The sequence below is a fragment of the Halostagnicola larsenii XH-48 genome, from assembly GCF_000517625.1.
GTDB lineage: Archaea > Halobacteriota > Halobacteria > Halobacteriales > Natrialbaceae > Halostagnicola > Halostagnicola larsenii.
Genome location: NZ_CP007055.1, coordinates 1,362,997 through 1,385,369, shown reverse-complemented (window position 1 = coordinate 1,385,369; position 22,373 = coordinate 1,362,997). Strand labels below are relative to the sequence as shown.

At 60.1% G+C, this 22,373-nt stretch carries 34 protein-coding genes and 2 pseudogenes; 16 read left to right on the top strand and 20 right to left on the bottom strand.

Translation table 11 applies throughout. The annotated features are described in order from the left end of the window. Positions 1 to 36 precede the first annotated feature (36 nt). The 3 genes from srp19 to HALLA_RS07090 all read left to right on the top strand — a co-directional run bounded on the left by srp19 (position 37) and on the right by HALLA_RS07090 (position 1,773). Complete coding sequence (srp19, locus tag HALLA_RS07100) at positions 37 to 318, top strand: signal recognition particle subunit SRP19 (protein ID WP_049954026.1); 282 nt, start codon at positions 37 to 39, stop codon at positions 316 to 318. Then, entirely contained in the window at positions 318 to 575 is a 258-nt protein-coding gene (locus HALLA_RS07095) for an H/ACA ribonucleoprotein complex subunit GAR1 (protein ID WP_049952702.1), read from the top strand. The genes srp19 and HALLA_RS07095 overlap by 1 nt, the downstream gene beginning before the upstream one ends. 121 nt (positions 576 to 696) lie before the next feature. Then, on the top strand, positions 697 to 1,773 hold the full coding sequence (locus tag HALLA_RS07090; RefSeq protein ID WP_049952701.1) for a presenilin family intramembrane aspartyl protease PSH: 1,077 nt from the start codon (positions 697 to 699) through the stop codon (positions 1,771 to 1,773). A 59-nt stretch (positions 1,774 to 1,832) separates the two neighbouring features. Here the strand turns inward: HALLA_RS07090 and HALLA_RS07085 are convergent, their stop codons facing one another. The 3 genes and pseudogenes from HALLA_RS07085 to HALLA_RS21825 all read right to left on the bottom strand — a co-directional run. Then, positions 1,833 to 2,480: a DUF6517 family protein gene (locus HALLA_RS07085; protein ID WP_049952700.1), complete on the bottom strand. Its 648-nt coding sequence runs from the start codon at positions 2,478 to 2,480 to the stop codon at positions 1,833 to 1,835. Positions 2,481 to 2,583: 103 nt separating this feature from the next. Next, complete coding sequence (cysS, locus tag HALLA_RS07080) at positions 2,584 to 4,089, bottom strand: cysteine--tRNA ligase (protein ID WP_049954025.1); 1,506 nt, start codon at positions 4,087 to 4,089, stop codon at positions 2,584 to 2,586. A 114-nt stretch (positions 4,090 to 4,203) separates the two neighbouring features. Then, positions 4,204 to 4,674 (bottom strand): annotated as a pseudogene (locus HALLA_RS21825) (DUF7523 family protein); the annotation flags it as partial. 95 nt (positions 4,675 to 4,769) lie between these two features. Between HALLA_RS21825 and HALLA_RS07075 the strand changes: the two are divergent. The 6 genes from HALLA_RS07075 (at position 4,770) to HALLA_RS07050 (ending at position 9,574) form a co-directional block, all read left to right on the top strand. Beyond that, complete coding sequence (locus HALLA_RS07075) at positions 4,770 to 5,021, top strand: BolA family protein (protein ID WP_049952699.1); 252 nt, start codon at positions 4,770 to 4,772, stop codon at positions 5,019 to 5,021. Between the two features lie 50 nt (positions 5,022 to 5,071). Next, positions 5,072 to 5,539 carry a PH domain-containing protein gene (locus HALLA_RS07070; protein WP_049952698.1) on the top strand — a complete coding sequence of 156 codons (468 nt, stop codon included), beginning with the start codon at positions 5,072 to 5,074 and terminating at the stop codon, positions 5,537 to 5,539. Continuing rightward, positions 5,536 to 7,230: a PH domain-containing protein gene (locus HALLA_RS07065; RefSeq protein ID WP_049952697.1), complete on the top strand. Its 1,695-nt coding sequence runs from the start codon at positions 5,536 to 5,538 to the stop codon at positions 7,228 to 7,230. The genes HALLA_RS07070 and HALLA_RS07065 overlap by 4 nt, the downstream gene beginning before the upstream one ends. Before the next feature lie 134 nt (positions 7,231 to 7,364). Beyond that, a complete protein-coding gene (locus HALLA_RS07060; RefSeq protein WP_049952696.1) occupies positions 7,365 to 8,780 on the top strand; it encodes a class II fumarate hydratase in 1,416 nt (471 codons plus the stop codon). Positions 8,781 to 8,895: 115 nt separating this feature from the next. Beyond that, a complete protein-coding gene (locus tag HALLA_RS07055; protein WP_049952695.1) occupies positions 8,896 to 9,129 on the top strand; it encodes an HVO_2901 family zinc finger protein in 234 nt (77 codons plus the stop codon). Positions 9,130 to 9,241: 112 nt separating this feature from the next. Continuing rightward, positions 9,242 to 9,574 carry a DUF5789 family protein gene (locus HALLA_RS07050; protein WP_049952694.1) on the top strand — a complete coding sequence of 111 codons (333 nt, stop codon included), beginning with the start codon at positions 9,242 to 9,244 and terminating at the stop codon, positions 9,572 to 9,574. A 206-nt stretch (positions 9,575 to 9,780) separates the two neighbouring features. Here the strand turns inward: HALLA_RS07050 and HALLA_RS07045 are convergent, their stop codons facing one another. From HALLA_RS07045 to HALLA_RS20570, 5 genes are all read right to left on the bottom strand, one after another. Further along, the gene (locus tag HALLA_RS07045) at positions 9,781 to 10,824 is read right to left on the bottom strand and encodes a tyrosine-type recombinase/integrase (RefSeq protein WP_049952693.1); all 1,044 of its coding nucleotides are present in this window, start codon (positions 10,822 to 10,824) and stop codon (positions 9,781 to 9,783) included. After that, the gene (locus tag HALLA_RS07040; protein ID WP_049952692.1) at positions 10,814 to 11,206 is read right to left on the bottom strand and encodes a DUF5805 domain-containing protein; all 393 of its coding nucleotides are present in this window, start codon (positions 11,204 to 11,206) and stop codon (positions 10,814 to 10,816) included. Before HALLA_RS07040 ends, HALLA_RS07045 begins: the two co-directional genes overlap by 11 nt. A gap of 526 nt (positions 11,207 to 11,732) precedes the next feature. Next, positions 11,733 to 11,906 carry a hypothetical protein gene (locus HALLA_RS20575; protein ID WP_157231343.1) on the bottom strand — a complete coding sequence of 58 codons (174 nt, stop codon included), beginning with the start codon at positions 11,904 to 11,906 and terminating at the stop codon, positions 11,733 to 11,735. Next, on the bottom strand, positions 11,906 to 12,304 hold the full coding sequence (locus HALLA_RS07035; protein ID WP_169732122.1) for a primase-helicase zinc-binding domain-containing protein: 399 nt from the start codon (positions 12,302 to 12,304) through the stop codon (positions 11,906 to 11,908). Before HALLA_RS07035 ends, HALLA_RS20575 begins: the two co-directional genes overlap by 1 nt. Beyond that, complete coding sequence (locus tag HALLA_RS20570; protein WP_157231342.1) at positions 12,294 to 12,578, bottom strand: hypothetical protein; 285 nt, start codon at positions 12,576 to 12,578, stop codon at positions 12,294 to 12,296. Before HALLA_RS20570 ends, HALLA_RS07035 begins: the two co-directional genes overlap by 11 nt. A 45-nt stretch (positions 12,579 to 12,623) precedes the next feature. Between HALLA_RS20570 and HALLA_RS07030 the strand changes: the two genes are divergently transcribed. Further along, positions 12,624 to 12,842, top strand: a complete 219-nt coding sequence (locus tag HALLA_RS07030) for a hypothetical protein (protein ID WP_049952680.1) — start codon at positions 12,624 to 12,626, stop codon at positions 12,840 to 12,842. A gap of 42 nt (positions 12,843 to 12,884) precedes the next feature. On the opposite strand, the gene HALLA_RS07025 is transcribed toward HALLA_RS07030, so the two are convergent. The 7 genes from HALLA_RS07025 to HALLA_RS21025 all read right to left on the bottom strand — a co-directional run bounded on the left by HALLA_RS07025 (position 12,885) and on the right by HALLA_RS21025 (position 16,389). Further along, the gene (locus HALLA_RS07025; protein ID WP_049952679.1) at positions 12,885 to 13,205 is read right to left on the bottom strand and encodes a hypothetical protein; all 321 of its coding nucleotides are present in this window, start codon (positions 13,203 to 13,205) and stop codon (positions 12,885 to 12,887) included. Further along, positions 13,202 to 13,675 (bottom strand): hypothetical protein, encoded by a 474-nt coding sequence (locus HALLA_RS07020; RefSeq protein WP_049952678.1) that lies wholly within the window; start codon positions 13,673 to 13,675, stop codon positions 13,202 to 13,204. The genes HALLA_RS07025 and HALLA_RS07020 overlap by 4 nt, the downstream gene beginning before the upstream one ends. After that, on the bottom strand, positions 13,675 to 14,751 hold the full coding sequence (locus HALLA_RS07015; RefSeq protein WP_242406199.1) for a hypothetical protein: 1,077 nt from the start codon (positions 14,749 to 14,751) through the stop codon (positions 13,675 to 13,677). Before HALLA_RS07015 ends, HALLA_RS07020 begins: the two co-directional genes overlap by 1 nt. A 159-nt stretch (positions 14,752 to 14,910) precedes the next feature. Further along, positions 14,911 to 15,369 carry a hypothetical protein gene (locus tag HALLA_RS07005; RefSeq protein WP_049952675.1) on the bottom strand — a complete coding sequence of 153 codons (459 nt, stop codon included), beginning with the start codon at positions 15,367 to 15,369 and terminating at the stop codon, positions 14,911 to 14,913. Further along, a complete protein-coding gene (locus HALLA_RS07000; protein WP_049952673.1) occupies positions 15,366 to 15,695 on the bottom strand; it encodes a hypothetical protein in 330 nt (109 codons plus the stop codon). The genes HALLA_RS07005 and HALLA_RS07000 overlap by 4 nt, the downstream gene beginning before the upstream one ends. After that, positions 15,692 to 15,829 carry a hypothetical protein gene (locus HALLA_RS20560; protein ID WP_157231339.1) on the bottom strand — a complete coding sequence of 46 codons (138 nt, stop codon included), beginning with the start codon at positions 15,827 to 15,829 and terminating at the stop codon, positions 15,692 to 15,694. The genes HALLA_RS07000 and HALLA_RS20560 overlap by 4 nt, the downstream gene beginning before the upstream one ends. Positions 15,830 to 16,209: 380 nt before the next feature. Continuing rightward, positions 16,210 to 16,389: a hypothetical protein gene (locus HALLA_RS21025; protein WP_049952671.1), complete on the bottom strand. Its 180-nt coding sequence runs from the start codon at positions 16,387 to 16,389 to the stop codon at positions 16,210 to 16,212. A 107-nt stretch (positions 16,390 to 16,496) separates the two neighbouring features. Here HALLA_RS21025 and HALLA_RS19935 point away from each other — a divergent pair, with 107 nt between their 5' ends. Further along, a complete protein-coding gene (locus HALLA_RS19935) occupies positions 16,497 to 16,679 on the top strand; it encodes a plasmid mobilization protein (protein ID WP_084568945.1) in 183 nt (60 codons plus the stop codon). A gap of 260 nt (positions 16,680 to 16,939) precedes the next feature. Here the strand turns inward: HALLA_RS19935 and HALLA_RS06980 are convergent, their stop codons facing one another. From HALLA_RS06980 to HALLA_RS06970, 3 genes are all read right to left on the bottom strand, one after another. Next, positions 16,940 to 17,227, bottom strand: a complete 288-nt coding sequence (locus HALLA_RS06980; RefSeq protein ID WP_049952668.1) for a hypothetical protein — start codon at positions 17,225 to 17,227, stop codon at positions 16,940 to 16,942. Positions 17,228 to 17,332: 105 nt separating this feature from the next. Beyond that, positions 17,333 to 17,836: a hypothetical protein gene (locus tag HALLA_RS06975; RefSeq protein WP_242406198.1), complete on the bottom strand. Its 504-nt coding sequence runs from the start codon at positions 17,834 to 17,836 to the stop codon at positions 17,333 to 17,335. After that, the gene (locus HALLA_RS06970; protein WP_049952666.1) at positions 17,836 to 18,366 is read right to left on the bottom strand and encodes a hypothetical protein; all 531 of its coding nucleotides are present in this window, start codon (positions 18,364 to 18,366) and stop codon (positions 17,836 to 17,838) included. Before HALLA_RS06970 ends, HALLA_RS06975 begins: the two co-directional genes overlap by 1 nt. A 395-nt stretch (positions 18,367 to 18,761) precedes the next feature. Here HALLA_RS06970 and HALLA_RS06960 point away from each other — a divergent pair, with 395 nt between their 5' ends. The 3 genes and pseudogenes from HALLA_RS06960 to HALLA_RS19930 form a co-directional block, all read left to right on the top strand. Continuing rightward, positions 18,762 to 18,980, top strand: coding sequence for a hypothetical protein (locus HALLA_RS06960; RefSeq protein WP_049954024.1), 219 nt, complete (start codon positions 18,762 to 18,764; stop codon positions 18,978 to 18,980). Continuing rightward, complete coding sequence (locus HALLA_RS21020) at positions 18,973 to 19,221, top strand: hypothetical protein (protein WP_169732089.1); 249 nt, start codon at positions 18,973 to 18,975, stop codon at positions 19,219 to 19,221. The genes HALLA_RS06960 and HALLA_RS21020 overlap by 8 nt, the downstream gene beginning before the upstream one ends. A gap of 63 nt (positions 19,222 to 19,284) precedes the next feature. Next, positions 19,285 to 19,664: pseudogene (locus tag HALLA_RS19930) on the top strand (adenosylcobalamin-dependent ribonucleoside-diphosphate reductase); the annotation flags it as partial. Positions 19,665 to 20,223: 559 nt separating this feature from the next. Here the strand turns inward: HALLA_RS19930 and HALLA_RS06945 are convergent. Together HALLA_RS06945 and HALLA_RS20555 are read right to left on the bottom strand one after the other, a co-directional pair. After that, positions 20,224 to 20,556, bottom strand: coding sequence for a hypothetical protein (locus HALLA_RS06945; RefSeq protein ID WP_049952660.1), 333 nt, complete (start codon positions 20,554 to 20,556; stop codon positions 20,224 to 20,226). Positions 20,557 to 20,626: 70 nt separating this feature from the next. Next, entirely contained in the window at positions 20,627 to 21,028 is a 402-nt protein-coding gene (locus HALLA_RS20555) for a hypothetical protein (protein ID WP_157231338.1), read from the bottom strand. Positions 21,029 to 21,105: 77 nt separating this feature from the next. On the opposite strand from HALLA_RS20555, the gene HALLA_RS21015 reads away from it, so the two are divergent. Both HALLA_RS21015 and HALLA_RS06940 read left to right on the top strand, forming a co-directional pair. After that, a complete protein-coding gene (locus tag HALLA_RS21015; protein WP_169732120.1) occupies positions 21,106 to 21,282 on the top strand; it encodes a hypothetical protein in 177 nt (58 codons plus the stop codon). A gap of 72 nt (positions 21,283 to 21,354) precedes the next feature. After that, the gene (locus tag HALLA_RS06940; RefSeq protein WP_049952658.1) at positions 21,355 to 22,362 is read left to right on the top strand and encodes a Cdc6/Cdc18 family protein; all 1,008 of its coding nucleotides are present in this window, start codon (positions 21,355 to 21,357) and stop codon (positions 22,360 to 22,362) included. The last annotated feature ends 11 nt before the right edge of the window (positions 22,363 to 22,373 follow it).

Below are 22,373 nucleotides of genomic sequence, written 5' to 3'. Positions count from 1 at the left end.
AAAAGGATTTACCCGCCGGCCTTCGCAGGGATGAACATGGTCGAAAACGTCATCTGGCCCGCCTATCTCGATGCGACCTGTTCCCGGGCCGACGGACGCCGCGTCCCCGAGGATCTCGCCGTCGACGAACCGACTGTCGACGAAATCGCGAAGGCTGTCCAGCAGATCGGCTACGACGCTATCGTCGAGCGCGATAAGTCTTACTCGAGAGCGCCCTGGGACGAGCGGGGTCGGGTCGTCGTCCGCGGTGCGGAGGACTCGACGAAGAACGATCTGGTGCAGGCCGTGGCGGCCTACGTCGTCGCCATGCGCGAGTGATGCAGCGAGTTGGCCAGGTCGTCCGAATCTCGCAGGGACTCGTTATCCTCAAATCGGACGCCGAATCGTCGGGTGCGACGGGAGACCGCGACGACGTCGACGACGCGATCGGCACGATGGTACTCGACGATAGCCTGTCGAACGTCGGTCGCGTCGTCGACGTGTTCGGTCCCGTCGACCGGCCGTATTACGCGGTGACAACTGACGACGGCGTCCACCAGCCGTCGCTGGTCGGAACCACGCTCTACGCGCGGTAATCGCCGCAATCCGTCCTCGAGAGCCCCCCATCCAAAACAGCATCCTCGAGAGAGACGATTCGAGAACGAACGGTCTCCAAAGAAGAAAACACAGATACCGGAGGCCTTCGAACGACCGGCTATGAACCAACGGGCACGAATGGTCCTCGCCGTCGGGGTGACGGTCCTGCTGTTTCTCACCGTCCAGTTCGGCGCGCTGGCGCTGGTAGAGCCGTTCCACGACGCCGACCGACAGGCGGTCGACGACCCCACGGACCCGACCAATAGCGCGATCTACTTCGCCGTTATTCTCGTCGCAACCGGACTCATGCTGGCGGCGTTCAAGTACGACGCCGAACGCCTGATTCGGGGGTTGATAATCGCCGTGAGCGGAATGCTCGCTTACTACGTCTTCACCGAGGTCCTCCCGCCAGCGGTTTCGGTCGGTTCGGTGAATGCGCTCGCGCTCGTCGCCGCCATCGGCGTCGCCGGCGCGCTCTTCGTCTATCCGGAGTGGTACGTCATCGACATCGCTGGAGTGGTGATGGCCGCCGGTGCCGCCGGACTGTTCGGCATCAGCTTCGGATTGCTCCCGGCGATCCTGTTTCTCGCCGTGCTGGCGGTCTACGACGCGATCAGCGTCTACAAAACCGAGCACATGCTGGACCTCGCAGACGGCGTGATGGACCTCAACATCCCGGTGATCTTCATCATCCCGACGAGTCTCCCCTACTCCTACCTCGCCGAGGGCAGCACTGACGGCGTTCTCGAGGACGACTCGAGTGCCACCACCGACGCACCTTCGACCCCTGACTCGAGTGCGATCGGCGGTTCGAGCACAACTAACGACTCGAGTGACGCCGACAATCCGACTGCCACCGATGGCTCGAGTGCCACGGCCGGTTCGGACGACGACCGAGAAACCGGACGGGACGCCCTCTTTATCGGCCTCGGCGATGCCGTCATCCCGACGATCCTGGTCGCAAGCGCCGCGTTCTTCCTCGAGGAAGGGGCGATCGACGTTCCGGGGATCGCGTTGAACGTCCCGGCGCTCGGAGCCGTGATCGGCACCACCGCCGGCCTTCTCGTCTTGATGTATATGGTCACGAAAGGCAGAGCACACGCCGGCTTACCCTTACTCAACGGCGGTGCGATCGCCGGCTATCTCGTCGGTGCTCTCGCGACCGGCGTACAGATTTCGACGGCGCTTGGACTGTAAGCGCGGCACTCGGCCTGTAACTCCTATTCGGGAACCTGCTATCGTCCCTCGCCGAGGCACTATTCGGCCTCGTGCTCGACGCCCTCGATCAGGGTGTCGATGCGGTCGTCTTCGTCCGGAATGTCCTGCGGATAGACGCCCGCGAAAATCAGGTGGTCGTCGCCGTGATCGGGCTGGCTGATATCGACGAACACGTCGACGCTCTCGTCGTCCTCGAGCGTCGCTTCGCCTTCGAAGGTCGCCACCGATACCGTCTGGGATACGGCCTCGAGTTCTCGACTATCGATTTCGGTATCGCTCGCTATCGAAAGCTCTCCGTATCGATCCTGTAAGTCCGCGAGGAGTTCGTCGTGTTCCATCTCCCCGACCGGATTGTAACTCTCTCCTGCAACGTCGACCTGCGGTGTCGAGATAGCGCCGAACACGCCGGCTTCGATTTCTCCCAGTCCGAGGATCGAGAGATCGATCGTTCGGCTGTACTCGTTTGCGTAACTCGTCACCTCCACCGTTTCGGTGGCGACCGATTCCTCGTCGGTCCACCGGTCGGTCTCGTCGTGTTCGTACCTGGTCGCCTCGAGCGCGGCATTCGAAACCTCCGCCGGGATCGCCTCGTACGTGGTCAGATCCTCGAGAAAGTTCCCGATACACCCCGCAGTGAGTCCCGCGCCCCCGACGCCGGCTGTCGCGATGAATGCGCGGCGGTTCATACTCCCGAGGCACTTGCAGTGGCAGTAAAAGTATCGTGTGCCCTCCCGCGCCCGACACGCTGTATTCCGTCCTTACTCGTATCACTCGAAACAACAGTTCGCGTTATTCGTCGGTTTCGAGCCGATAAGTCGCGCCGTCATCGGTGTCTTGAACCTCGACGCCGAGCGCCTCGAGTTCGTCCCGCAACTCGTCTGCGCGCTCGTAGTTCCCGCGCTCGCGTTCTTCCGCTCGAACGTCGAGGACGAGTTCGACGACGTCGCCGGCCAGCGCCGCCGATCCGGTCGTCTGGCCGTCGAACGAAAGCCCGAGGATCCTGCCGTACTCCTCGAGCGTTTCGACCGCGCGGCGAAGCCCGGCGTAGTCGTAGCCGTCGTCGCTCCCGTCACCAACAGCCGAATCTAGGTGGCGATTGATCGCCGTCGCGACCTCGAGCAGCGCCGACTGCGCCTCGCGGGTGTTGAAGTCGTCGTTCATCGCCGCTTCGAAGGCGTCTCGAGCGTCGTCGATAGCGGTTCGCAGCGTCTCGTCGTGTGCTTTCGTCGCCGCATCCGGCGAATCGACGGCCTCGATGGCGGCGTCGTAGGCTCGCTCGAGTCGGTCCCAGCGCTCTCTGGCTTCGGCGATCGTCTCGTCGGAGTAGAGCTGTTTGCTGTTGTACGAGCCGGCGGTGAGGAAGGTTCGGAGCGCGTTCGTTCCCCAGGCGTCGACCGCTTCGCCGACCGTGACGAAGTTGCCGAGGCTCGAGGACATCTTCTCGTCGTCCATCTGGAACAACTCACAGTGGAGCCAGTAGTTTGCGAACCGGGCGTCGGTCGCCGCCTCGGACTGGGCGATTTCGTTCTCGTGGTGGGGAAAGACGAGGTCCCGTCCGCCGACGTGGATATCGAGCGTTTCGCCCAGGTGGGTCATGCTCATCGCCGAGCACTCGATGTGCCAGCCGGGACGTCCCTCTCCCCACGGCGAGTCCCAGGTCAGCCCCGCCGGTGGGTCGCCGGAGACGCCCTCGTGGCGGTGTTCCTCGACCGCGTCCGGATCGACGCCACCGTCCTTCCAGAGCGCGAAATCCGCCGGGTGCCGTTTCTCACTGCGCTCGTCGGGTTCGCCCTGCGATTCGATTTCGTCGAGATCTTGATTCGAGAGTTTGCCGTACTCCTCGAACTGCGTCACGTCGAAATAGACCGACCCGTTCGACTCGTAGGCGTACCCCTTCTCGACCAGCGTTTCGACCAGATCGATGATTTCGGGGACGTGCTCGGAGACTCTCGGGTAGACTTCCGCCCGCAGGAGATTCAAGGATCGCATGTCCTCAATCGTTCGATCGATATACGTCCGGGCGACTTCCGATTCGCTGTCGCCGAGGTCGTTCTCGCCCACGCGCGCGACGATCTTCTCGTTGACGTCGGTGAAGTTCTCGACGTGACGAACGTCGTAGCCGAGGTGCTCGAGCCAGCGATGCATCACGTCCACGTGGACCCACGAGCGCGCGTGCCCGAGGTGGGGCGGATCCGAAACCGTCAGGCCACAGTAGTAGAGAAGCACGTTCTCGGGATCCCGTGGCTCGAACGGCTCGACCTCGCCCGTCAACGTGTTCGTCACGTTTAGGGTCATTACCTCACCGTATCCGTGGACGGAAGTTAAAGCGTGTGATGATGTATCGGTACACTGACGCTGCCGATTCTCGAGATCACGCGCTGGACCCGCCTCGAGGACTCGCTCGAGCGCGCGGACGGCGTTCGCTCCGTCGAGACGGTCGACGACTACGATCATCGTTTCGTGATTCATCCCAGCACCAGCGACGTCGATTTCCTCGAGCGCGAGCGCCTCGAGGCCAGATGCAAGCGACGACGGACCGACCGCACCGCTGACTAGAACCGCCGTGTAACCATCACCACCAGGACCGAATACAGAACCGCCAACTGCGAGTGACCAGTCGCCGATATCCGTCTCGTCCCCGTCCAGCCCCTCGACGGGGCCGATACCGCTTTTCATGGTGATGCGAACGTCGGATGAACTCGGCTCGTACTCGGGTAACTCCTCGGCGTATCGTCTGAGCGCGGTCGCGACGGCGTCCGTTTCGCCGTCGATGTCGAGAAACCGCGCGCCGGCGGTGTAGTTGACGACACCCGCACGCAGGGCGGTGATCAGAAACGGGTGGTCCGCTGCGGCTCGGCGCGTCTCGCTCGCGAGCGACATACTCGACACCGGGTATCCGACCGGCATAAACACGGGGGATCCGCCAGCGACGGTCGACCGCGGCGCTTTTGGCTCGAGACGCGAAAGGAGACAGTATGAACCCAACTGACGTCGAGGAACTCATCGAATCCGAACTTGAGGATGCCGAGGCGGAAGTCACGCGCGCCCGCGGCAAACACGACGACGATCACCTCGCGGCGACGGTCGTCTCCCCCGCGTTCGACGGACTCCCGCTGGTCCAACAACACCAGCAGGTCTACGACGCGCTCGAGGGGCACATGACGACCGATATCCACGCCCTCGAACTGTCGACGTATACACCGGCGGAGTACGAGGACGCCGCGTAACTCGGTGTCAACACCCTACCTTTATCGTCACGAACTAATACCGTACTGACATGGAATCTCTAAATACTCGCATTCGATTGCTGTGGATCGCCCAGGGGGCGATCGGTGCGGCCGTCCTTGGTGCGATCCTCGTCGGCATCGACCGGGTCATTCCGAACGTCGACGTTCCCGTGGCAGCGATAGCCGGCGTCGTTGCGGTCGCCGGCTTGCTCGCGATCGCCTACGCGATCCGGCTCTATCAGCGCTGGCAGTTCGAACTGCAGGACGACGCCCTCTACCTCGAGCGCGGCGTCGTGACGTTCGTCGAGACGGCGGTCCCGTTCGTTCGGGTCCAACACGTCGACACCCAGTTCGGACCGATCGAACGCGCGCTCGGCCTCTCGAGCGTCGTGGTCTATACGGCTGGATCGCGAAACGCGGACGTTCGGGTCCCCGGACTCACGCCCGACCGTGCGCGACGCTTGCAGGATACGCTTCGAGAGCTAGCCATCGAGAGTGACACGGACGACGCAGTATGAATCGTCTCCACCCACTCGCCGCGGTCACGCAAGGGTTCCAGCGAGCCCTGGCTGGTCTCTTTCTCGCCACGACAGCCATCACCCTGCTGACAACCCTTCTCGAGTTCGGATCGACCTCGTGGATGATCGTGGCCGCTCCGGTCGGATTCGTGCTGGGAGGTCTCTACGGCGTCGTCTATTACTTCCGCTACGAGTACGAGGTCACCGAGACGACGTTCGACGTGTCCTCGGGCGTTTTCTCGAGGCGTTCGCGTGAAATCCCCTATCGGCGCATCCAGAACGTCGACGTGCGGATCGGCGTCGTCCAACGACTGCTCGGCCTAGCCGTCGTCTCCATCGAAACCGCGGGCGGCGGACAGACGGAAGCGATGTTGAACTTCGTCAGCGAGGACGAGGCCACTCGCCTCCAGCATGATATCCGCCGCCGGACCGCTCGAGCGACGGACTCCCGTTCGAGTGCTTCTGAGAGCGACCGTGAACACGCTCGGGCGATGGATGACGAACCCGAGGCGACAGGCGATCCAGACTCGAGCGATCGCCGCGGACCCAGCGACGACGATCAGCCCCGTTCCGACGAGCGCACACCGCAAACTCCTCCCGGGGCACAACCCGATTATGCTCAACAGGATGGATATACACAGCACGCCGACGATACGCAGTCGCTGTTCGATCTCGAGGCCCGAGAGCTGTTGTTGTACTCGTTTACGTCGTTCCGGCCCGCACTCGGTGCGGCGCTGTTGTTTTTCGTCTTCATCGCGATCGATCCCGTGATCAACCATCTGGTGACTGTTGCCCAACCCGTCGGCGGCCCGACGGACCTCGAAACGGGGACCGTCGGAAACTACGGCGTCCTGACGATCGTTTCCGCTCTCTACGGTATCGCCATCACGTACCTGGTGAGCGTCGCCTACACCTTCGGCGCGTACTACGGATTCAACCTCAGCCGGGCCGGACGCGATTTCGTCTACGAACGGGGATTGCTCCAGCGATACAGTGGCTCGATCCCCTCGGAGAAGATCCAGTCGGTCACGGTGACCGACAACCCGCTCCAGCGGCTGATCGACTACGCAGGGATGTGGATCGAAACCGCCGGTTACGGTCCTGAAAGCGGGAGTGGGAGCCAATCTGCCGTTCCACTGGCAGAGAAAGACCGCGTCTACGAGTTCACCGAGCGACTGACCGGGGCCGAAACCCCGCAGTTTCAAAACCCGCCGACGCTCGCACGAAGACGCTATCTCGCGCGGTACTCGATCATCGCTGGCGTCTTCGTCGCCGCCGTGTTCGGCGTGTCGCTCGTGGCGTCGCTCGAGCAGTGGTACCTCGCCGCGATCGTTTTCGTCTGCGTTCCGCCCGCGGCGCACCTGCGCTACGTCAACATCCAGTACTTCGTCGGCGAGGACCACCTCGTGATTCGACGCGGCTTCTGGCGGCGTCGCACCACCGTTATTCCGTACTATCGAGTGCAGACGATCTCGACGCACCGATCGGTCTTTCAGCGACGGCTCGGACTGGCCTCGGTCGTCGTCGATACCGCGAGTTCGAGTTCGTTCTCCATGGCGGCCCCGACGATCTACGATCTGGAACTCGAGGACGCTCGAGCGGTTACCGAAACCAGTCGAAAACGGCTCCAGCGATCGCTGCGTGAACGCGCGAGCGAGGACGACCTTGGACTCACCGTCGATTTCACCTGACCTGATCGTCAACACGGCTCGAGAACGGTCCGGGCGACGCTTTCGCCTCGAACCTCGCGAACTCGCAGTTGCGTTTCCAAGGGTCGCGTCGGACTTTCGGTGGCTTTTACCTGACTCATCGCCACACTCCGCGTATGGCAGATGATGACGAGTTCCGCACCGAGGAGGACAGTCTCGGCCAAATGCAGGTTCCCAAAGACGCCTACTGGGGTGCACAGACCCAGCGAGCGATTCAGAACTTCCCGGTTTCGGGCATCTCGTTCGGACGCCGCTTCGTTCGGGCGCTCGGCGTCGTCAAGAAAGCCGCCGCACAGGCTAACCGAGACCTGGGCCTGGTCGACGACGAGATAGCAGAGGCGATCATCGACGCGGCCGACGAAGTCATCGCCGGCGAACACGACGACCAGTTCCCGGTCGATATCTTCCAGACCGGGTCGGGAACCTCCTCGAACATGAACGCGAACGAGGTCATCGCGAACCGGGCCGCCGAAATCATGGGTGCGGAGATCGGCGACCGAGTCGTCCACCCGAACGATCACGTCAACTACGGCCAGTCCAGCAACGACGTGATTCCGACGGCGATGCACGTCGCCGCCCTCGAGGCGGTCGAAAAGGACGTGATCCCGGCGCTCGATACGCTTCGCGAAGCGCTCGAACGAAAGGAAGAGGAATTCGACGACGTCGTCAAAACTGGCCGTACACACCTGCAGGATGCGACGCCCGTTACCCTCGGACAGGAGTTCGGCGGCTACCGGACGCAGGTCCAGAAAGGGCTCGACCGCGTCGATTCGGTCCGCGATCACCTCTCGGAACTCGCACTCGGCGGCACCGCGACCGGAACCGGGCTGAACACCCACGAGGAGTTCCCCGGCCGCGCCGCAGAGTACATCACCAAGGAGACCGGCGTGCAGTTCCGCGAAGCCGACAATCACTTCGAAGCGCAGGCCGCCCACGACGCGATGTCCGAAGCCCACGGCGCGCTTCGCGTCGTCGCCGGCTCGCTCAACAAAATCGCGAACGACCTGCGACTGCTCGCGTCGGGGCCGCGGAACGGACTCGGCGAGATCGAACAACCCGAAAACCAGCCAGGCTCGTCGATCATGCCCGGCAAGATCAACCCGGTCGTCGCCGAGGCCGTCAACCAGGTTCACAAACAGGTTATCGGCAACGACGCCGCGGTCTCCGCTGGCGCCGCGGAGGGGCAGATCGACCTCAACCTCTACAAACCCGTTCTGGCGCACAACTTCCTCGAGTCGGCGGAACTCATCTCGAACTCGAGTTCGATCTTCGCCGAGCGATTCGTCGATAAGCTCGAGGCAAACCGCGAGCACTGTGAGTCTGCAGTCCTCCAGTCGATGGCGCTCGCAACCTCGCTGAACGTCCACATCGGCTACGACAAAGCCAGCGAAGTCGCGAAAACGGCACTCAAAGAGGACAAGACCGTTCGGGAAGTCGCTCTCGAGAAGGGGTATCTGACCGAGGACGAAGCCGACGAAGTACTCGATCCGGCGAAGATGACCGAACGCGGTATTCTCGGGCAAGACGAGTAATCGGAACGCTCGCCCGAGTTACTTTCGGCCACTGCGGCGAAAACGCCCATCTGGCGGATTTGCGGTACGTACGAGAATCCAAGCAGTTTTTACGGATGCTGTCGTCTGACGAATTATGTACACCTGTCGTAACTGTAATCAGTCGTTTCAGACTGAACTTGCACTCGAGTTGCACCGGGACTCGTGTACGAAATCACAGCTCTGCTGTCACGTCTGCGGAGAGCGGTTTGCAGAGGGAGAAGCAACGCGCGACGGATGGCACTACGAGTGCCCGAACGACGATTGTGACGGGAACGGATTACAAGAGGATATTTTCAACGTCGACGACGTTCTGACGGCAACACACTAGCGCCGCAATCGACAGGCTACTCGAACGATATCGTCGCTCAGTTCACTTTTGGATATCTTTGTCGCCCATCAGGCCACACAGCGTTATAACGTTCGCCACCCTACAATAGGGGATGGCAGACGACAAGAACGCACGAGACAAAAAGGCCGACGACGCAGAGCGCCGCCAGCGAAAGCGAGAACTCGAGGAAGCGCGCGACCGCGCCGACGAACCCGAACCGATCGACCCCGAATCCACCGATCGACTCGGCGAACTAGACGACGAACTCGAGACGCTGGAGTATCCGGCAACCACCGACGACGTACTCGAGGCCTACGGTGACAGTGAGATAGACGCACAGAACGGACCGAAATCCGTCGCGGAGGTACTGCGGCCGGTCGGCGACGAATCGTACGAATCCGCCGACGATGTCCGGGCTCGGATCCTGGGATTGTTACAGCAGTGACCGGCTCCCCTCCGTTCTTAGGTCACTGTTCTCACGCGAATTGCGACCTGGGTACTTCCATCTCGAGTCGGATCGCCGTGCGTTCCCCGATCGTGGGCGAAGAATATGATATAGCGAAATACGGTATACGTGACCGATTCGAACCGTTAGATTATTAGTACAATTGTAGTAACTGATCTCTCGCAAACTGATTACCTAGAGAAAACCTAGGAAAAAAGAGAATAGATGTTCGACTCGTAGACCGTCCGAACCTGATCGCCCCAGTTGTGGGTGTACGTGTCGATAACGTCGCTCGCGACGTCTCCACGGAGGTACTTCACGACGCCGCGATCACCGGTCCGATCCCGGAGGTGCGTCGTGAAGAAGTGTCGAAAGTAGTGTGGCGTCACGTTTTCGGTCGCGCCACCACCCGTGCGATACCAGCCGCGCTCTCGAGCGTGTTTCTCGACGATATAGCGAATATCCGCTGGTGTGAGTCGCTGGCCCCACGACTCGCCGGTGTCGAGAAAAAGCGGTTCCGCCGATGATCGGCTATCCGGGCGGATCGCGAGCCACTGCAAGAGCACCCGGCTGAGTTCGTCGTCCACGGGAACGATCGTGTCTCGTTCCCGCTTGTTCGAGGCCGTTCGCTCCTCTCCGTTGACGGTCGTTCCTCGAGCGGGCGCTGCGGAGACGAACACCGAGTCCGGTCGACGCTCGAGTTGGACGCGGGAATTCAGATCGTACGCAATGTCCGAAACGTCGATGTTGAGGTCTCTCGCGTCGAGATTACAGAGTTCGCCGACACGCATCCCGGTTTTGAGCAGCGTGACGATCACCGCTCGCTCGAGCGGATGGCCGATCGAATCGACGAACGACCGCATTTCGGAAACCGAGATATCTCGGCGCGTGGGGTTCGTATCGATCGATTCGGACATCTCCTCCATGACAAGCGCCATCGGATTCTCCTCGAATTCTCCGACTCGGTTCATATAGTCGTAAAACCGGTTGAGATACGAGGCGTAGGTCGCGATCGTGCTGGGTTTTCGATTCCCCCGGAGGGAGTGAATCCAGGCCATACACTCGCGTCGATCGGCGTCGCCGGGCGATTCGACGGCCTCGAACTCCGAACTGACGTACGTCTCGAACTCGCGAAGGACGCGGTCGTAGGCCTCGAGCGTCCGATCGCTCTTGCCGTGATAGCGCTGGTCCTCGAGGAAGTACTCGATCGGATCGGTAACATCCTCGGCTGAATCGACATTAGTTGCCATCCGTATCCTCGATAACGGTATATCCTCCGTGGCGACCGCTGTATCGAATTCGGTTCTCGTCCTGAAGGTCGCTGAGTGTCTCCTCGAGTCGCGCTTCGATGTCGTCGCCGATTGTCTCGAGGAGTTCGTCCCACGAGTACGTGTCAGACGACAGCAATTCGAGCACCCGGGTTTCGAGGCCGTTACCCCCAGGGTTAGCGTCCCCAGAACGGGGTTGCTCGAGAGACGAATCGAACCCCTTTCGACCGGCTTGAACCATCGTTCGAACGAATTCACTCTGGCTCATGCCGAGCTCTTCGGCGTGGGATTGCCACTCGTCTTTCTGGTACTCGGGAACGTACGTCTTTACGGATTTCCGAGTTGTTTCGACCGACTCTTCCATACAGAACGCATTCGATTCCGTGACCTTCAATCTACCCCATATTTCGAGCTAAGGGATTTTATCTCGAAGTCTGTCCCGTTTTGCAGTACCCCGGAAATCGGACGCCGTCCTGTGGTTTTGCTGTGCACCGTGCACAAATTAGGCGTTTCTGGCGATTTATCCGTGCACCGTGCACGGGCACGTTTTTGGGTACTGTTGGGAAATCCTATCGAGATTATGATAGTGGTATTCGCGACTGCCGCTATAGAATCGTTATGTTTAGAACTGGATAGTAATTGTGCACCATGCACGGAAAGAGGTGCACTTCCGAAAGTTCCGATAAACGGCCGCTGAGATCCTAAAACTCGAAGATTGGTAATCTTATCTCGAAGCCTATCCCGTTCTTCGGAGTGTCGGAAATCGTATGCTGTCTTGCGGTTTCCTTGTGCACCGTGCACTATATCGGTGTTTTCGCCGATTTTCTGGTGCACCGTGCACAGGGGTGATTTCGGGGGGTTCTGTCCCGTTTGTCTCTGAGTTATGACAGTCATGCTGGCACCTCTTGTTTCTCCGCTTCGTCGGTGTATTCAACCATCTCTGCAGCGTTATTGAGGTCGGCTGTGAGGCCGAGTGCCAGTTCGACGGTCTCCTCGAGGGAGTCCGTGTCGAGCTTCTCGTGAGCGGCCAGTAGCGTTGTGTCGTCGACGTCGATGAATGTCATCAGTTATCTCCTCCGTTGGGTTGGTCGGCGTGCTGTGCGTCCTGTGCGTCCGGCCCTACATACCACTGCGAATCGGGATCGTTCCGCCACCAGTTGATGTCGTCTCCTGGGCCTGATCCTGGCTCTCCGCACCGCTTACATATCCAGTAACCGGCCTCTGGCTCTTCCCTCACTTTGTCAGAGCGTCCGCAGTGTGGGCAAGGCGATAGTCCCGCATCTGCATTTACTGAACACTCAACACCGTCGATCCTCTCGGACATTTGTACGAGTTCCTCGCGTTGAACGCTCTCGAAGAACTCCTCGGGCCAGATCTTGTACCCCATCGTTATGAGGAATTTCCCGACCAGTAGGCGCGCTTTCGTCCTTCGGGGTAGGATCTTTCCTTCCTCACTCAGCATCTCCATCACCTGCCTGTAGGTCCTTTTTCAGCAATTCGAACGCCCTTCTCTTTTCCTCGCCTTGGAGGTGTCCGAGGGTGAGGTATCGGGCGGTGAAACTGCAACAGGCGTCACAGATCCGAAGGACGTTGGCCCCTCTAACCGGGATCCGCTCGCCCTTCGTATCTGCAATCAGCGATCCGCAACCAGCACATCGACCCAACCCGTGGTCGGACGACCCTCGGTTTGCGAGTGGATTCTCTTGCTCAGTCTCTGGGTTTTGATCGGTACTCACACAAGATCACTCCTGTTTATGTTGCACCGTGCACTGTCACCGGGTATGACCGAGAAATTCGGCGTCTCGATGCGCGATGAGCTTGCTGAGAGGATTGAGGAAACACTCGAGTATGGCGACAGCCGGTCCGATCGGATCTGCGAACTCACCGAGCTCGGCTTGCTCCTCGAGGAGGTCGCCGACTCGCACAGCGTCGAACTCCCCGAAGATGAGCGAGATCGGAAAGCGTTTCTCAAGCAGATTTTCATCGACGCGGAATTGTGAGTGCTCGCACGCCGACGCGTAAACCACTGATCGCTATACGAACTATTCATCGTGGCTCACCTGTGATCGGACGTACTGCTGTTCTTGCTCCGCCCGATGCCACAGCGGGATGCAGGTCACGAGCGCTCCCTGACGGGCGAGGAGTATGACCTCCATCTCGTAGAGTCTCGCCACGCACGCGTTCGACGCGCTCGGATAGTGGACTGGCTTAGCGTCCTTCCAGGCGTCGCGAAGATCGACGTCGGTTCCGACCCGAGCGGGCCAGGTGTCGGTCGTGATGTGGTCGCTGACCTCGCCGATCGACATCTCCGCAGCTCGGCGGCGTTCACTGGCCGGGTCAGGAGACAGGGACACCGCGCTCATATGGCGGTCACCCCGCCGGCGACGATCGTCGCCACCAGGCCGATCACTAGGACGAGCAGGCCGATCGTCCGCGGATCCGCGGTGGCGCGTGCATCGCCAGCGACCGACCAGCACGGGTGGGTCTTGTCTGGGAGTCGTTCGACGCGGCCGTCGTCCTCGAGGTGCGATAGTATCTGCCCGATCTGCCGAGGGTCCGCGCCGACGTCCGCCGCGATCTCTCGCGTTTGGATCCAGTTCCGGACTGGGTCATCGGCGATCTCGAGCAGCGACTCGAGCACCGTTTTAGGGCCGATCTCTTTCTTCTCGCGGATGATCTCCCGTTCGACTGGGAAGCCGTCGACTTCTTTTGCGTCGACCGGCGCGCCCGCGTAGACGACGTGACACGAGTTACAGCGGTGCGCGTTTTCGGCGGTGTGGCGCTCGATGTTGGAGTGGCCTTTGGGGCACCGGTATCGCCATGGGTCCGCCATCACCGACCACCTCGGCGAATATCCTGGACGTCACCGTAGAGTCCCAGCGAGACTGTGATAGTACGCGCGCGTCCCCGGCTCACGCCGAGATCGGCGGCAACGTCACCAAGCCCGTCGTGCTGGTTGACCGCAGCCTGGACGTCGGCCTCGGTTACCCCGTCGGGGAGCGCGATGTCTGGCTCGTCTGTCTCTCCGTCGACGGCGTCGACGGTGATCTCGTCAGTGGTTTCCTGGACATCGTCGCCGGTGCCCGCCGGCGCGTCGTCCGCGGCATCCTCCTCGAGGTCGACTGGTGCCTCTGACTCTGGTTCTGACTCGGTGTCGTCCTCGGTGGAGCTGCCGTTTTCACTATCGGTTTCGTGGACCCCGTGATCTTTCATCCGTCGGTACACCGCAGCATATCCGACTTCGAATCGCTCGGAGGCCTGACTGATATTGCCGTCTGCCTCGTCGTAGGCGAGCTCGAGGTCCTCGGTCTTGGTGTGGTCCAGGAGGTCTACCGTCTCCTCGGCTTCGTCGGTGTCTTCCGGCTCGCCGTCGACGGCGATCTCTTCCTGGTCGGTGTCGGGTTGGTTGTCCAGTTCGTCGCCGGCGACTGTATCGAGATCGCCGTCGCGAACAGTGACGGTGAGCTGACCGCGGAGTTTGTTCTCGTCGACCTCGAGAAGTTGAGCGCTGTCGACTTCGAGCGGAGCGTCCTGGAGGGTGTCGACGACGTCGGCGAGGCGGCGAAGTCCAGCTGCGGGTTCACTCATCGGAACCACGCTCCTGACATCGGATCGGCCTCCGCACATTCGACGTGTGCCTCTCCAGTCGGGACCATGGTCCGTCTCCCCCTCGAGAGGTTCGGCACAGACCTCGCAGCACTCGTAAGCGGTGAACTCTGGATCATCGAACAGTTCCTCAGCGCACCGCTCACAGCAGTGGACGATCTTCGACCCACCGTCGTCACGTGCAACTTCGACCATTCCCTCGGGTTCGTTGATGAAGTCGCCTCGGTAGTCGAGTAGCTGGCACAACTGACACTGTGGAGGGAGGTTCTCGCGCTCCATACCTTTCGAGGAGTTCCCGGTCATGCTGACCTCCTCGCTGCCGCGGCTGCGTCGTTACAGTTGATACAGACGCCCTCCACCTCGCCGGTCTCGATGTTCTCCCACTGGATGACGTCATCGGTGCTTCCACATTCGCACCGGCCACCGTGGGATTTGGCTACCCACTTCGGACGGCTGACTCCCTCAGTCATCGCGACCAACCTCCGGGGCCGCGTCCTCTCCGATCGCGATGCCGTCGTCGGTCGCGACGATCGTCTCTCGGCGGGTGATCTCCTCGAGGCCGCCGTCGGCTCGGAGCTCCGTCGCCCGCTCGAACCGACCACCGTCGGGAAGCGAGACTTCGTCATCATCCTCGAGCGCCTCAAGACAGTCCGGACAGACGTCTTCGGACTCGAGCCGGCGCGGATCGTATCGGACGCCTTCGACCGGCGTCTCGTGGATCGTTCCACACGCGCCGACGTGCCGGCTTCCCTCGAGGTACATCGACGCGCACCACGTTTCGTCGAGCGCCTGGACCCAGCAGTGGATCCCCTCGTCGGTATCAAAGTTGTCCGCGGGCGTTCCGTGGCGGGCCTCGAGAGCCTCGTGTTTGCACTCCTGGCAGAGGTAATCCCGATTCCCGCAAGTCGTACAGTCGGTCATCGCCGATCACTCGTGTAGACGACGTAGTTCGTCGAGAGCCACTCCTCTCCGTCTGGATCCCCAACGAGGTATCCGTAGCAACCGGCGGTCGGGGTACCTTCGAGCGGCTCGGCGTAGTGGCTTTGTTTCTCGGCGGCGTCGAAGCGACGGGCCGTCTTGATCCGCCGGAGTTCCGCGGAGTCTTGGTCGATGTCGTCGTCCTCGAGGCGGGCTCGCTCGGCGATCGCCGCGAAGGTCTCGACGATGGACTCGACCGCACCCGCCTTATTGAGGTCGACTCGATCGCGATCGTCCCGGTCGTCGGGAAACTCGCCGGTGGCCGTCATGCTGCCCCTCCGTGGAAAACGACGCCAGTCCGGAGCTCGGCGCGCTCGAGTACGCCCCCGAGGTAGTCGCTGGTGGTGGTAGTGGTGGTATCCGATTCGGTACCGTCTTGTGTGACTGCGTGGTTAGTGGTCATTGGTTGCGTGACTGCGTGGTTAGTCCGTGACCTGCGAACTGCCGGGGACGCCGTATCCTGGATAGATTGGGCGTTCCCGGTGGGGTTCGCACGTGGTCGATTGCACTGTTCATCTAGCTTCCCCATAAGTGCATGAGCGTCGATTCCGCCTTTCCGATAGCACTGGTAAGTGCCTATTACCGCCGAGAGAAGCGTCTTCGAGGCGTCTCTTGGCGTCTCCGCAATGGTTCCGAAAATGCGATAGTCAGGATTAGCTGACTGTTTCGGCCGCGTATGGAGACCATAGTAAGGCCCCCGCGGGGCGTTTGCGTGCATGAGGTTCTGAATTTATTCGGGGCGCTGGAACGCCCCGGATCGCAGTTGATTGGTGAGTCGATTCGCTACAGCGCGTTCGTCTCGACAGTGTACGATTCGGGAGCTTCCCACTCTCCACTGTCTTCGGCCTCGAATCGCGCGACGAGAGCTTCGCGAACATATCTGCTTTTGTTCCCGTCCTCGCCGGCGCGCCCCTCGAGGTCCTCCAACATTTCATCAGGCATCGTGAACGACGGTCGCGCCATGCTACTGCATTACTTCTGCACCACCATAATATTACCGTCTCGTGCTAATGTAGTGTAGCACTTCCGAATGCTACATTCTTATGTTACTGTGGTAGAATGGCAGAAGTATGAGCGAGCGGGACAAGCAGCTAACGACGTACGTGACTGAAGAGGAACGGAAACAGATTCGTGTGAAGGCTGCAGAAGACGGTTATTCTGGAGTATCAGGCTGGCTTCGGGATCTTGCGCTTGATGAACTGGAGGACGAAGAGGGAAATCCGAAGACACCAGCGATGGTGACGGCTGACTGATTCCCTCGAGAACCTAATTGAGAGCTCGAAAAAGAGCGTCTTCTGTTTGCTTACGGCCCGGCCGTCGACGTCACGCCGCCCGTCGCCGATATGCTTGACGTTTTCCACGCGATCCCAGCCGACTTCTCGCCATTGGCAGCCGTTCCAGACCAGCTCGACACGCCGCCAGTGGCCCATGTCGGTAGGACGGAACGAGAGTTTCCGCGGCGATCGCCCCTCGGGATCCCACCGGATATCGAACCGCCCGCGCGGTGTGACCATCAGTTCCCTCCGCGACGGAGCCGCAGCGTCGGATCAACGCGCACGCCAGCGGGGATCTCTCGCTCGCCGATCGCCATTTCGACCCGCCGCGCGTGCTTGCAGTGAGCGTCCCGATATCTCGAGTCGGCGCACTCGCACGCGCCGCCAACGATGTCGACGACGTACGTGTTCGTCTCGCCGGAGTGGACCTCGTAGAGCCCCGGTCCGTTGGGGACGACGACCATCGCCTCGCTGGCAGCACGGCGATCGCGTTCGTCGACGTCTTGGACGGACTTGGCGACGGACATCACTCGTCGACCTCGTCGAGCAGCGCTGCGACATAGCCATCCAGATCCTCTCGGTCGGCATGTCGAACAACGAGCTCGGCGAGCCGTGCACCTGGACCCCAGAGTTCAGACTGCTTGAGATCCTTCGCGAACTCGAGCACCAACTCGTCGACATCCTTCCCGGTGGGGGTTCTCGACGTAGCCGAGGAATCGTCGGTCCGGTCCATCGATCCCCCCGGAAACCTCACCATCGACGATCGTCTCAGCGACGCCGATGAACGCCTCCGCTCGCCCGTCAACCTGAACATCCCACTGTTCGAGTTGTTCGTCGCTGATCGCGTAGCGGGTAGTGCAGTCCTCGCGATCCGCGAGCACCTCCCGAATCGCGTTGCGCTTCCAGTTCTTGAGGTCCCGGAAGTACCAGAACATCGCGAACGCTTCGAGCGTCTCGAGTCGTCGAGAAATCGATATCTCCCCATCGGTGCGCTCGGTGACGTCATCGTGTTCGCGAACGACGGTGACCGGGCCCGATCCTTCGACAAGGAACGACCGCGGCAACGCAGTCCCGTCGGCGGTTTCGCTCTCGAGTTCGCCGGCAGCGGTGTCCTCGGTTTCGGCAGCGCCAGACATCACTCCGCACCTCCATCGTCGCCGTCGCGGTCGTGGACGTGCGCAACGATCTCGATCCGAGACCGTGGGTAGCCATACTGCGTGAGCGGCTCGATCTCGACGTCGGTCCGATCCGGGAAGACGACCTCGACGACGTCGTCGTCCGCGGGGTAGTCCGTGTTGAAGTCGGCGACCGTCTTGTCTCCGCGAGCGGTCACCTCGTTCGCGGGTTCCAACGGCAGTCCGACGACGACCATCGTCGAGTCGGGATCGTCGCGGTCCTGGACGTGATCACCGATGTCGATCGGCTCCCGATCGAGCTCGGCTTCGGCGATCTTCTTTTGCTCCAGGTTTCCTTTGGCGTGGGCGTTGTCGTCGTCTCGCGTCTCACACTCGCGCAACTCGGCGTGATCTGACTCGCCGCCATCACACCGGACTTCCGGTGCAGTCGTCGCCTTTGCGCGTTCGATCTCGAGCGCCTCCGCACGGTACTGGTCTTCCCGGCGTGGGTCGGCGTCCTGGCCGCGAACGTCCGCAGCGGTGATGCTCATCTAGATCTCCTCCGCGACCGCGGTCTCGAGGGCGTCGGTCGCGAACTGTCGTGCAGCGTGGAAGACGTCGAAATCTGGGAGCTCATCGGTCATCGATGTATGCTCGCCAGCGACAGCACTTAGCTGAAGGTCTGAGGTTTCCGTTTCCGATGCAATTTCCGATACGCTTTCGTGGGTCTGCGTTTGAATACTCATTGTCCTGGATAGGACACAGGTCGGGTGCTCTAACACCCGGCCGAGAATCGTTTTCCCGACCACCCTGTGTCTCTATCAGTACTTACTATATGCAGTCACATAAAGGTTACTGCTTGCAGTCACGGTACTGCATCCAGTAACTATTTGGTAGTGGCGACTGAATACAGTAATGTATGGCGACGAAGAACCAACAGCCAACGATGGCTGATGATCAATACCGGGGTCTTCTCACCGAGCGCGAGCGCGAGATTCTCTCCGGTGACGCGGACGTGTCGGATAACTACCGCTACCGCGTCGTGAGCCGTATCAGGACGAAAATGGATGCGCTCGAGGATGACGTCGAAGTCCTCGAGGAGCATCACGAAGGACTGTACGAAGAGCTGCAGGACATCGTCTGCAAGGATGATCGCGATGAGTAAGAAGAAAATCACGGTACGGCGGACATGCCCTGCCTGTAAGGGTCAGGGGAAGTCCTACGGCTACAACTACTGCGGGTGCTGCAAAGGCCGACACAAGGTCACTGAGACCGCGGTCGTAGAGGACGTTGACGATGCCCGCCGGGTGTCGTTACTCGACGACGATGTCTCGGATGCACTGCAGGAACTCCGTGAAGGAATCATCGACGCTGTCGACGAAATGGGCATGGGTGGACGACGATGAGTAATCGCTTTCTACAATAGGAACGTCATCGACGAGGTCTAAAGCAACCTCACAGGGAAGTAGATCAATAAGTTCGCCTACGACACCGTCGTTCCGGAACTCCCCACGGAAATCCGCGAACACGTCGAAGACGTCGCCGAGACGTTCACCGAGGGGATGGAATCGCCCTCTTTTATGCCGAACTCCCCGACGCTGATGAACGCCGGCGACGAACTCCAGCAGCTTTCGGCCTGTTTCGTCATGAGCCCCGACGACGACCTCTCGGACATCCACGAGACCGCAAAGAAGGCGGCCGAGGTCTTCCGGTCTGACGGCGTCGGCTACGGCTTTTGGAAGCACCGTCCGTTCGGCGACTCCGTCGGTTCGACCGGGGAATCGCCTCCGGATCGATCACGTTCATACGGGCCTATTCACATCCTCACCGAGGGCAAGGAGGTGTACGACCCCAATTGAGGTGTGTGCTTTCCTACCTCCTGACCTGTTCCACCTGTCGATGCTCTACCTTAATTCCTCGCCCATGTACCATACAACAATATACTTATCATATAAATAGCCTGCATTACCACCCTTTATGAGGAATGCATGAATACCGAACTTTTGTCACGTGAATTCGTGACCGCGTTTGACGGGTTCACGCGAAAAAACCGACTTGTCGTGATGCCATTAAGGGGCATCTTCACACGACCTTCGCACGCGGCGGAATCGGCCTCGCAATTGTCGGGGTGAATGGCGAGTCTAGCGCCATTCTCCTCGCGTTGGTCGCATGGTCGCTTGCGATGGTCATATGGTATGGCGAACTGCCCGATGACCAACGCCTGAGCGGCTAACGCTCTTGGCGATTTTCCCAGCACGCCACGATGTGTGACATGTGGTACGAGTTTGAGTATGATATAGAGTCCTATTAAATCTTTACGCACTCTAACAGCTCGCATTGTGGTCGGTATAGCAATTTAGATACGATTTAGAGGAGTGGTTTAGTCGTATTTTGAGTGGGATACATAATCACTCCTCTCGCCATTCGTAGTGGATCCACTCGAGATCGTCGCGATGGTGTTCGAGCCACTCCGTCGGATCGTCAGTCTTGCAAAGGACTTCGTCCCAGGCAGTGTGACCCGAATTCCGCACCTGGTACGAGATGATCTTCCCGAACCCATGGTACGAACTCTGGAAGACGATCGCCTCGAAGCCGCGATTTCGAAGCGCCAGAAACTCACCGTCAACGAACCCTTTCTGCAGTCGCCGGACGATACTCGAGACGTCGTGATCACGGACTCGAAGATAGTACTTCGAGAGCTCGTGTTTGAGAACCAGGCGTTCGCGTTCGTGTGCGCGCATACCTGGTGGTCCTGACTACGTGCATAAAGCCGTCTCTGGGGCGCTTCCGATAATTCCAAAACGCCATCGGTTAGCCCTCGACAGGTAATTCGAGTATTTTGGTTCCGCCACCAGAAGGACACCCGCCCGACTTGAATGAACCCGATTTTCCGATGGCTTTGTAAGTGAACTTTCCAAGGCTAATGCTGCTTGTAATCCGCTCGAAGAATAACGGAACGAGTGCAATAGAAACTGTCCATTCAAAAATATCTAACTCCAAAGTCAAATCAAACAGCCAATCTAAACATTCTTTGATATATGGCGGTGCAGAAACACTCACACCTGGCTCTATTTTATTATAATACTCACAGACAGGCCTAAGACGATCATACAACTTCTCATGAAGCAAAACACGGACCATCGAATCCGTTTCATCGCGGATAAAACGGATCCATTTCAAATCATCGCGAACAAGCATCCCGTGAATAGCCATACTGAAATACAGGCCCTAAGAGCACTAAAAGTGTGCTCTGCAAGGGTTTAAGTCCGATGCCGCGGCCAGACCCCACGATGTCCGCAGCACACCGTGACGATGACCTCCTGATTGCAATCGCATTGACACATTTCTCGGTCCAGTTCGAAGACGCCGATCCCGAGCTCGCGAACTACGCGTGGCAGCTCGCAGCTGATCGCCTGCTCGAGCATAACGTCTCCCCCGCGGAAGCGGTGGACGTCCTCAACGACTAACCCATATCGGAAATCGGAACTATCGGAAACGGCCTGGAGACGTTTATCTCACGGAACCTGAATGTCTCGAGTATGATCGTCGACCACCGCGTCCTACACGAGGACTTCGTCCCGAGCGAGATCGAACACCGGAACGATGAACTAAATCACCTCTCGGCGACCCTCGAGCCGGTTCTCGACGACGATCGCCCAGAGACGGCGTTCCTGTTGGGGCCGACTGGAGCCGGGAAAACGTGCACCGCGAAGTACGTCCTGGACGAGCTCACCAACCAGCGCCCCGATGTTCAGACCGCGTACATCAACTGTTGGCAGGAGTTCACCCGCTTTCGCGTACACTACCGGCTCCTCGAGGAGATCGACCAGGCCATCGATGTCCATCGATCGACGCCGAAAGATCAGCTGTTCAAACTCCTTCGGGAGGCCGACGACGAGCCGATCGTCGCGGTCCTCGACGAGATCGACCAGCACGAAGAATCGGAAACGCTGTACGACCTCCATCGCTTGCCACACGTCCACCTGGTGTTGATCGCCAATCGCGAGGAAGAGATGTTCGCCGGGTTCGACGACCGCGTTCGCTCGAGACTGCGAGCTGGGACTCGCGTCTACTTCGATCGCTACGGAACTGACGAACTCGTCGAGATCCTCTCCGAGCGAGCCCGGCAGGGGTTAGAACCGCAAGTAATCGATGACGACCAGATTCAGTCGATCGCCCACACCGCATCGGGGGACGCCCGCGTGGGTATCGGAATCCTCCATACGGCTGCCCGGATCGCCGCTCGCGAAGGCGAGGAGCAAATCACCGACGAGATCGTCGAGACCGCAGAGCCAGAGACACGGAATAAGTTGCGCCAGCAGATCATCGATGATTTGACCGAGCACCAGCGCATCCTCTACGACGTCATCGAGGAGCGCGGCGAGGTCGAACCTGGGGAATTATACGACGCGTACGAGGAGATCGTCGACGATCCGAATACTCGGCGCACGCTCCGGAACTACCTCTCGAAGATGACCCACTATGACCTGATAGAATCGAACGGCGACAGAGGAGGGCGGACTTACTCACTCGTCGGCGAAGACTGATTATTGGTGGA

Bases quoted from the DNA above. Each gene is read 5' to 3' on its own strand.
- srp19 (WP_049954026.1), top strand. From the start codon at position 37: ATGGTCGAAAACGTCATCTGGCCCGCCTATCTCGATGCGACCTGTTCC.
- HALLA_RS07095 (WP_049952702.1), top strand. From the start codon at position 318: ATGCAGCGAGTTGGCCAGGTCGTCCGAATCTCGCAGGGACTCGTTATC.
- HALLA_RS07090 (WP_049952701.1), top strand. From the start codon at position 697: ATGAACCAACGGGCACGAATGGTCCTCGCCGTCGGGGTGACGGTCCTG.
- HALLA_RS07085 (WP_049952700.1), bottom strand. From the start codon at position 2,480: ATGAACCGCCGCGCATTCATCGCGACAGCCGGCGTCGGGGGCGCGGGA.
- cysS (WP_049954025.1), bottom strand. From the start codon at position 4,089: ATGACCCTAAACGTGACGAACACGTTGACGGGCGAGGTCGAGCCGTTC.
- HALLA_RS07075 (WP_049952699.1), top strand. From the start codon at position 4,770: ATGAACCCAACTGACGTCGAGGAACTCATCGAATCCGAACTTGAGGAT.
- HALLA_RS07070 (WP_049952698.1), top strand. From the start codon at position 5,072: ATGGAATCTCTAAATACTCGCATTCGATTGCTGTGGATCGCCCAGGGG.
- HALLA_RS07065 (WP_049952697.1), top strand. From the start codon at position 5,536: ATGAATCGTCTCCACCCACTCGCCGCGGTCACGCAAGGGTTCCAGCGA.
- HALLA_RS07060 (WP_049952696.1), top strand. From the start codon at position 7,365: ATGGCAGATGATGACGAGTTCCGCACCGAGGAGGACAGTCTCGGCCAA.
- HALLA_RS07055 (WP_049952695.1), top strand. From the start codon at position 8,896: ATGTACACCTGTCGTAACTGTAATCAGTCGTTTCAGACTGAACTTGCA.
- HALLA_RS07050 (WP_049952694.1), top strand. From the start codon at position 9,242: ATGGCAGACGACAAGAACGCACGAGACAAAAAGGCCGACGACGCAGAG.
- HALLA_RS07045 (WP_049952693.1), bottom strand. From the start codon at position 10,824: ATGGCAACTAATGTCGATTCAGCCGAGGATGTTACCGATCCGATCGAG.
- HALLA_RS07040 (WP_049952692.1), bottom strand. From the start codon at position 11,206: ATGGAAGAGTCGGTCGAAACAACTCGGAAATCCGTAAAGACGTACGTT.
- HALLA_RS20575 (WP_157231343.1), bottom strand. From the start codon at position 11,906: ATGACATTCATCGACGTCGACGACACAACGCTACTGGCCGCTCACGAG.
- HALLA_RS07035 (WP_169732122.1), bottom strand. From the start codon at position 12,304: ATGCTGAGTGAGGAAGGAAAGATCCTACCCCGAAGGACGAAAGCGCGC.
- HALLA_RS07030 (WP_049952680.1), top strand. From the start codon at position 12,624: ATGACCGAGAAATTCGGCGTCTCGATGCGCGATGAGCTTGCTGAGAGG.
- HALLA_RS07025 (WP_049952679.1), bottom strand. From the start codon at position 13,205: ATGAGCGCGGTGTCCCTGTCTCCTGACCCGGCCAGTGAACGCCGCCGA.
- HALLA_RS07020 (WP_049952678.1), bottom strand. From the start codon at position 13,675: ATGGCGGACCCATGGCGATACCGGTGCCCCAAAGGCCACTCCAACATC.
- HALLA_RS07015 (WP_242406199.1), bottom strand. From the start codon at position 14,751: ATGACCGGGAACTCCTCGAAAGGTATGGAGCGCGAGAACCTCCCTCCA.
- HALLA_RS07005 (WP_049952675.1), bottom strand. From the start codon at position 15,369: ATGACCGACTGTACGACTTGCGGGAATCGGGATTACCTCTGCCAGGAG.
- HALLA_RS07000 (WP_049952673.1), bottom strand. From the start codon at position 15,695: ATGACGGCCACCGGCGAGTTTCCCGACGACCGGGACGATCGCGATCGA.
- HALLA_RS20560 (WP_157231339.1), bottom strand. From the start codon at position 15,829: ATGACCACTAACCACGCAGTCACACAAGACGGTACCGAATCGGATACC.
- HALLA_RS21025 (WP_049952671.1), bottom strand. From the start codon at position 16,389: ATGGCGCGACCGTCGTTCACGATGCCTGATGAAATGTTGGAGGACCTC.
- HALLA_RS19935 (WP_084568945.1), top strand. From the start codon at position 16,497: ATGAGCGAGCGGGACAAGCAGCTAACGACGTACGTGACTGAAGAGGAA.
- HALLA_RS06980 (WP_049952668.1), bottom strand. From the start codon at position 17,227: ATGTCCGTCGCCAAGTCCGTCCAAGACGTCGACGAACGCGATCGCCGT.
- HALLA_RS06975 (WP_242406198.1), bottom strand. From the start codon at position 17,836: ATGTCTGGCGCTGCCGAAACCGAGGACACCGCTGCCGGCGAACTCGAG.
- HALLA_RS06970 (WP_049952666.1), bottom strand. From the start codon at position 18,366: ATGAGCATCACCGCTGCGGACGTTCGCGGCCAGGACGCCGACCCACGC.
- HALLA_RS06960 (WP_049954024.1), top strand. From the start codon at position 18,762: ATGGCTGATGATCAATACCGGGGTCTTCTCACCGAGCGCGAGCGCGAG.
- HALLA_RS21020 (WP_169732089.1), top strand. From the start codon at position 18,973: ATGAGTAAGAAGAAAATCACGGTACGGCGGACATGCCCTGCCTGTAAG.
- HALLA_RS06945 (WP_049952660.1), bottom strand. From the start codon at position 20,556: ATGCGCGCACACGAACGCGAACGCCTGGTTCTCAAACACGAGCTCTCG.
- HALLA_RS20555 (WP_157231338.1), bottom strand. From the start codon at position 21,028: ATGGCTATTCACGGGATGCTTGTTCGCGATGATTTGAAATGGATCCGT.
- HALLA_RS21015 (WP_169732120.1), top strand. From the start codon at position 21,106: ATGTCCGCAGCACACCGTGACGATGACCTCCTGATTGCAATCGCATTG.
- HALLA_RS06940 (WP_049952658.1), top strand. From the start codon at position 21,355: ATGATCGTCGACCACCGCGTCCTACACGAGGACTTCGTCCCGAGCGAG.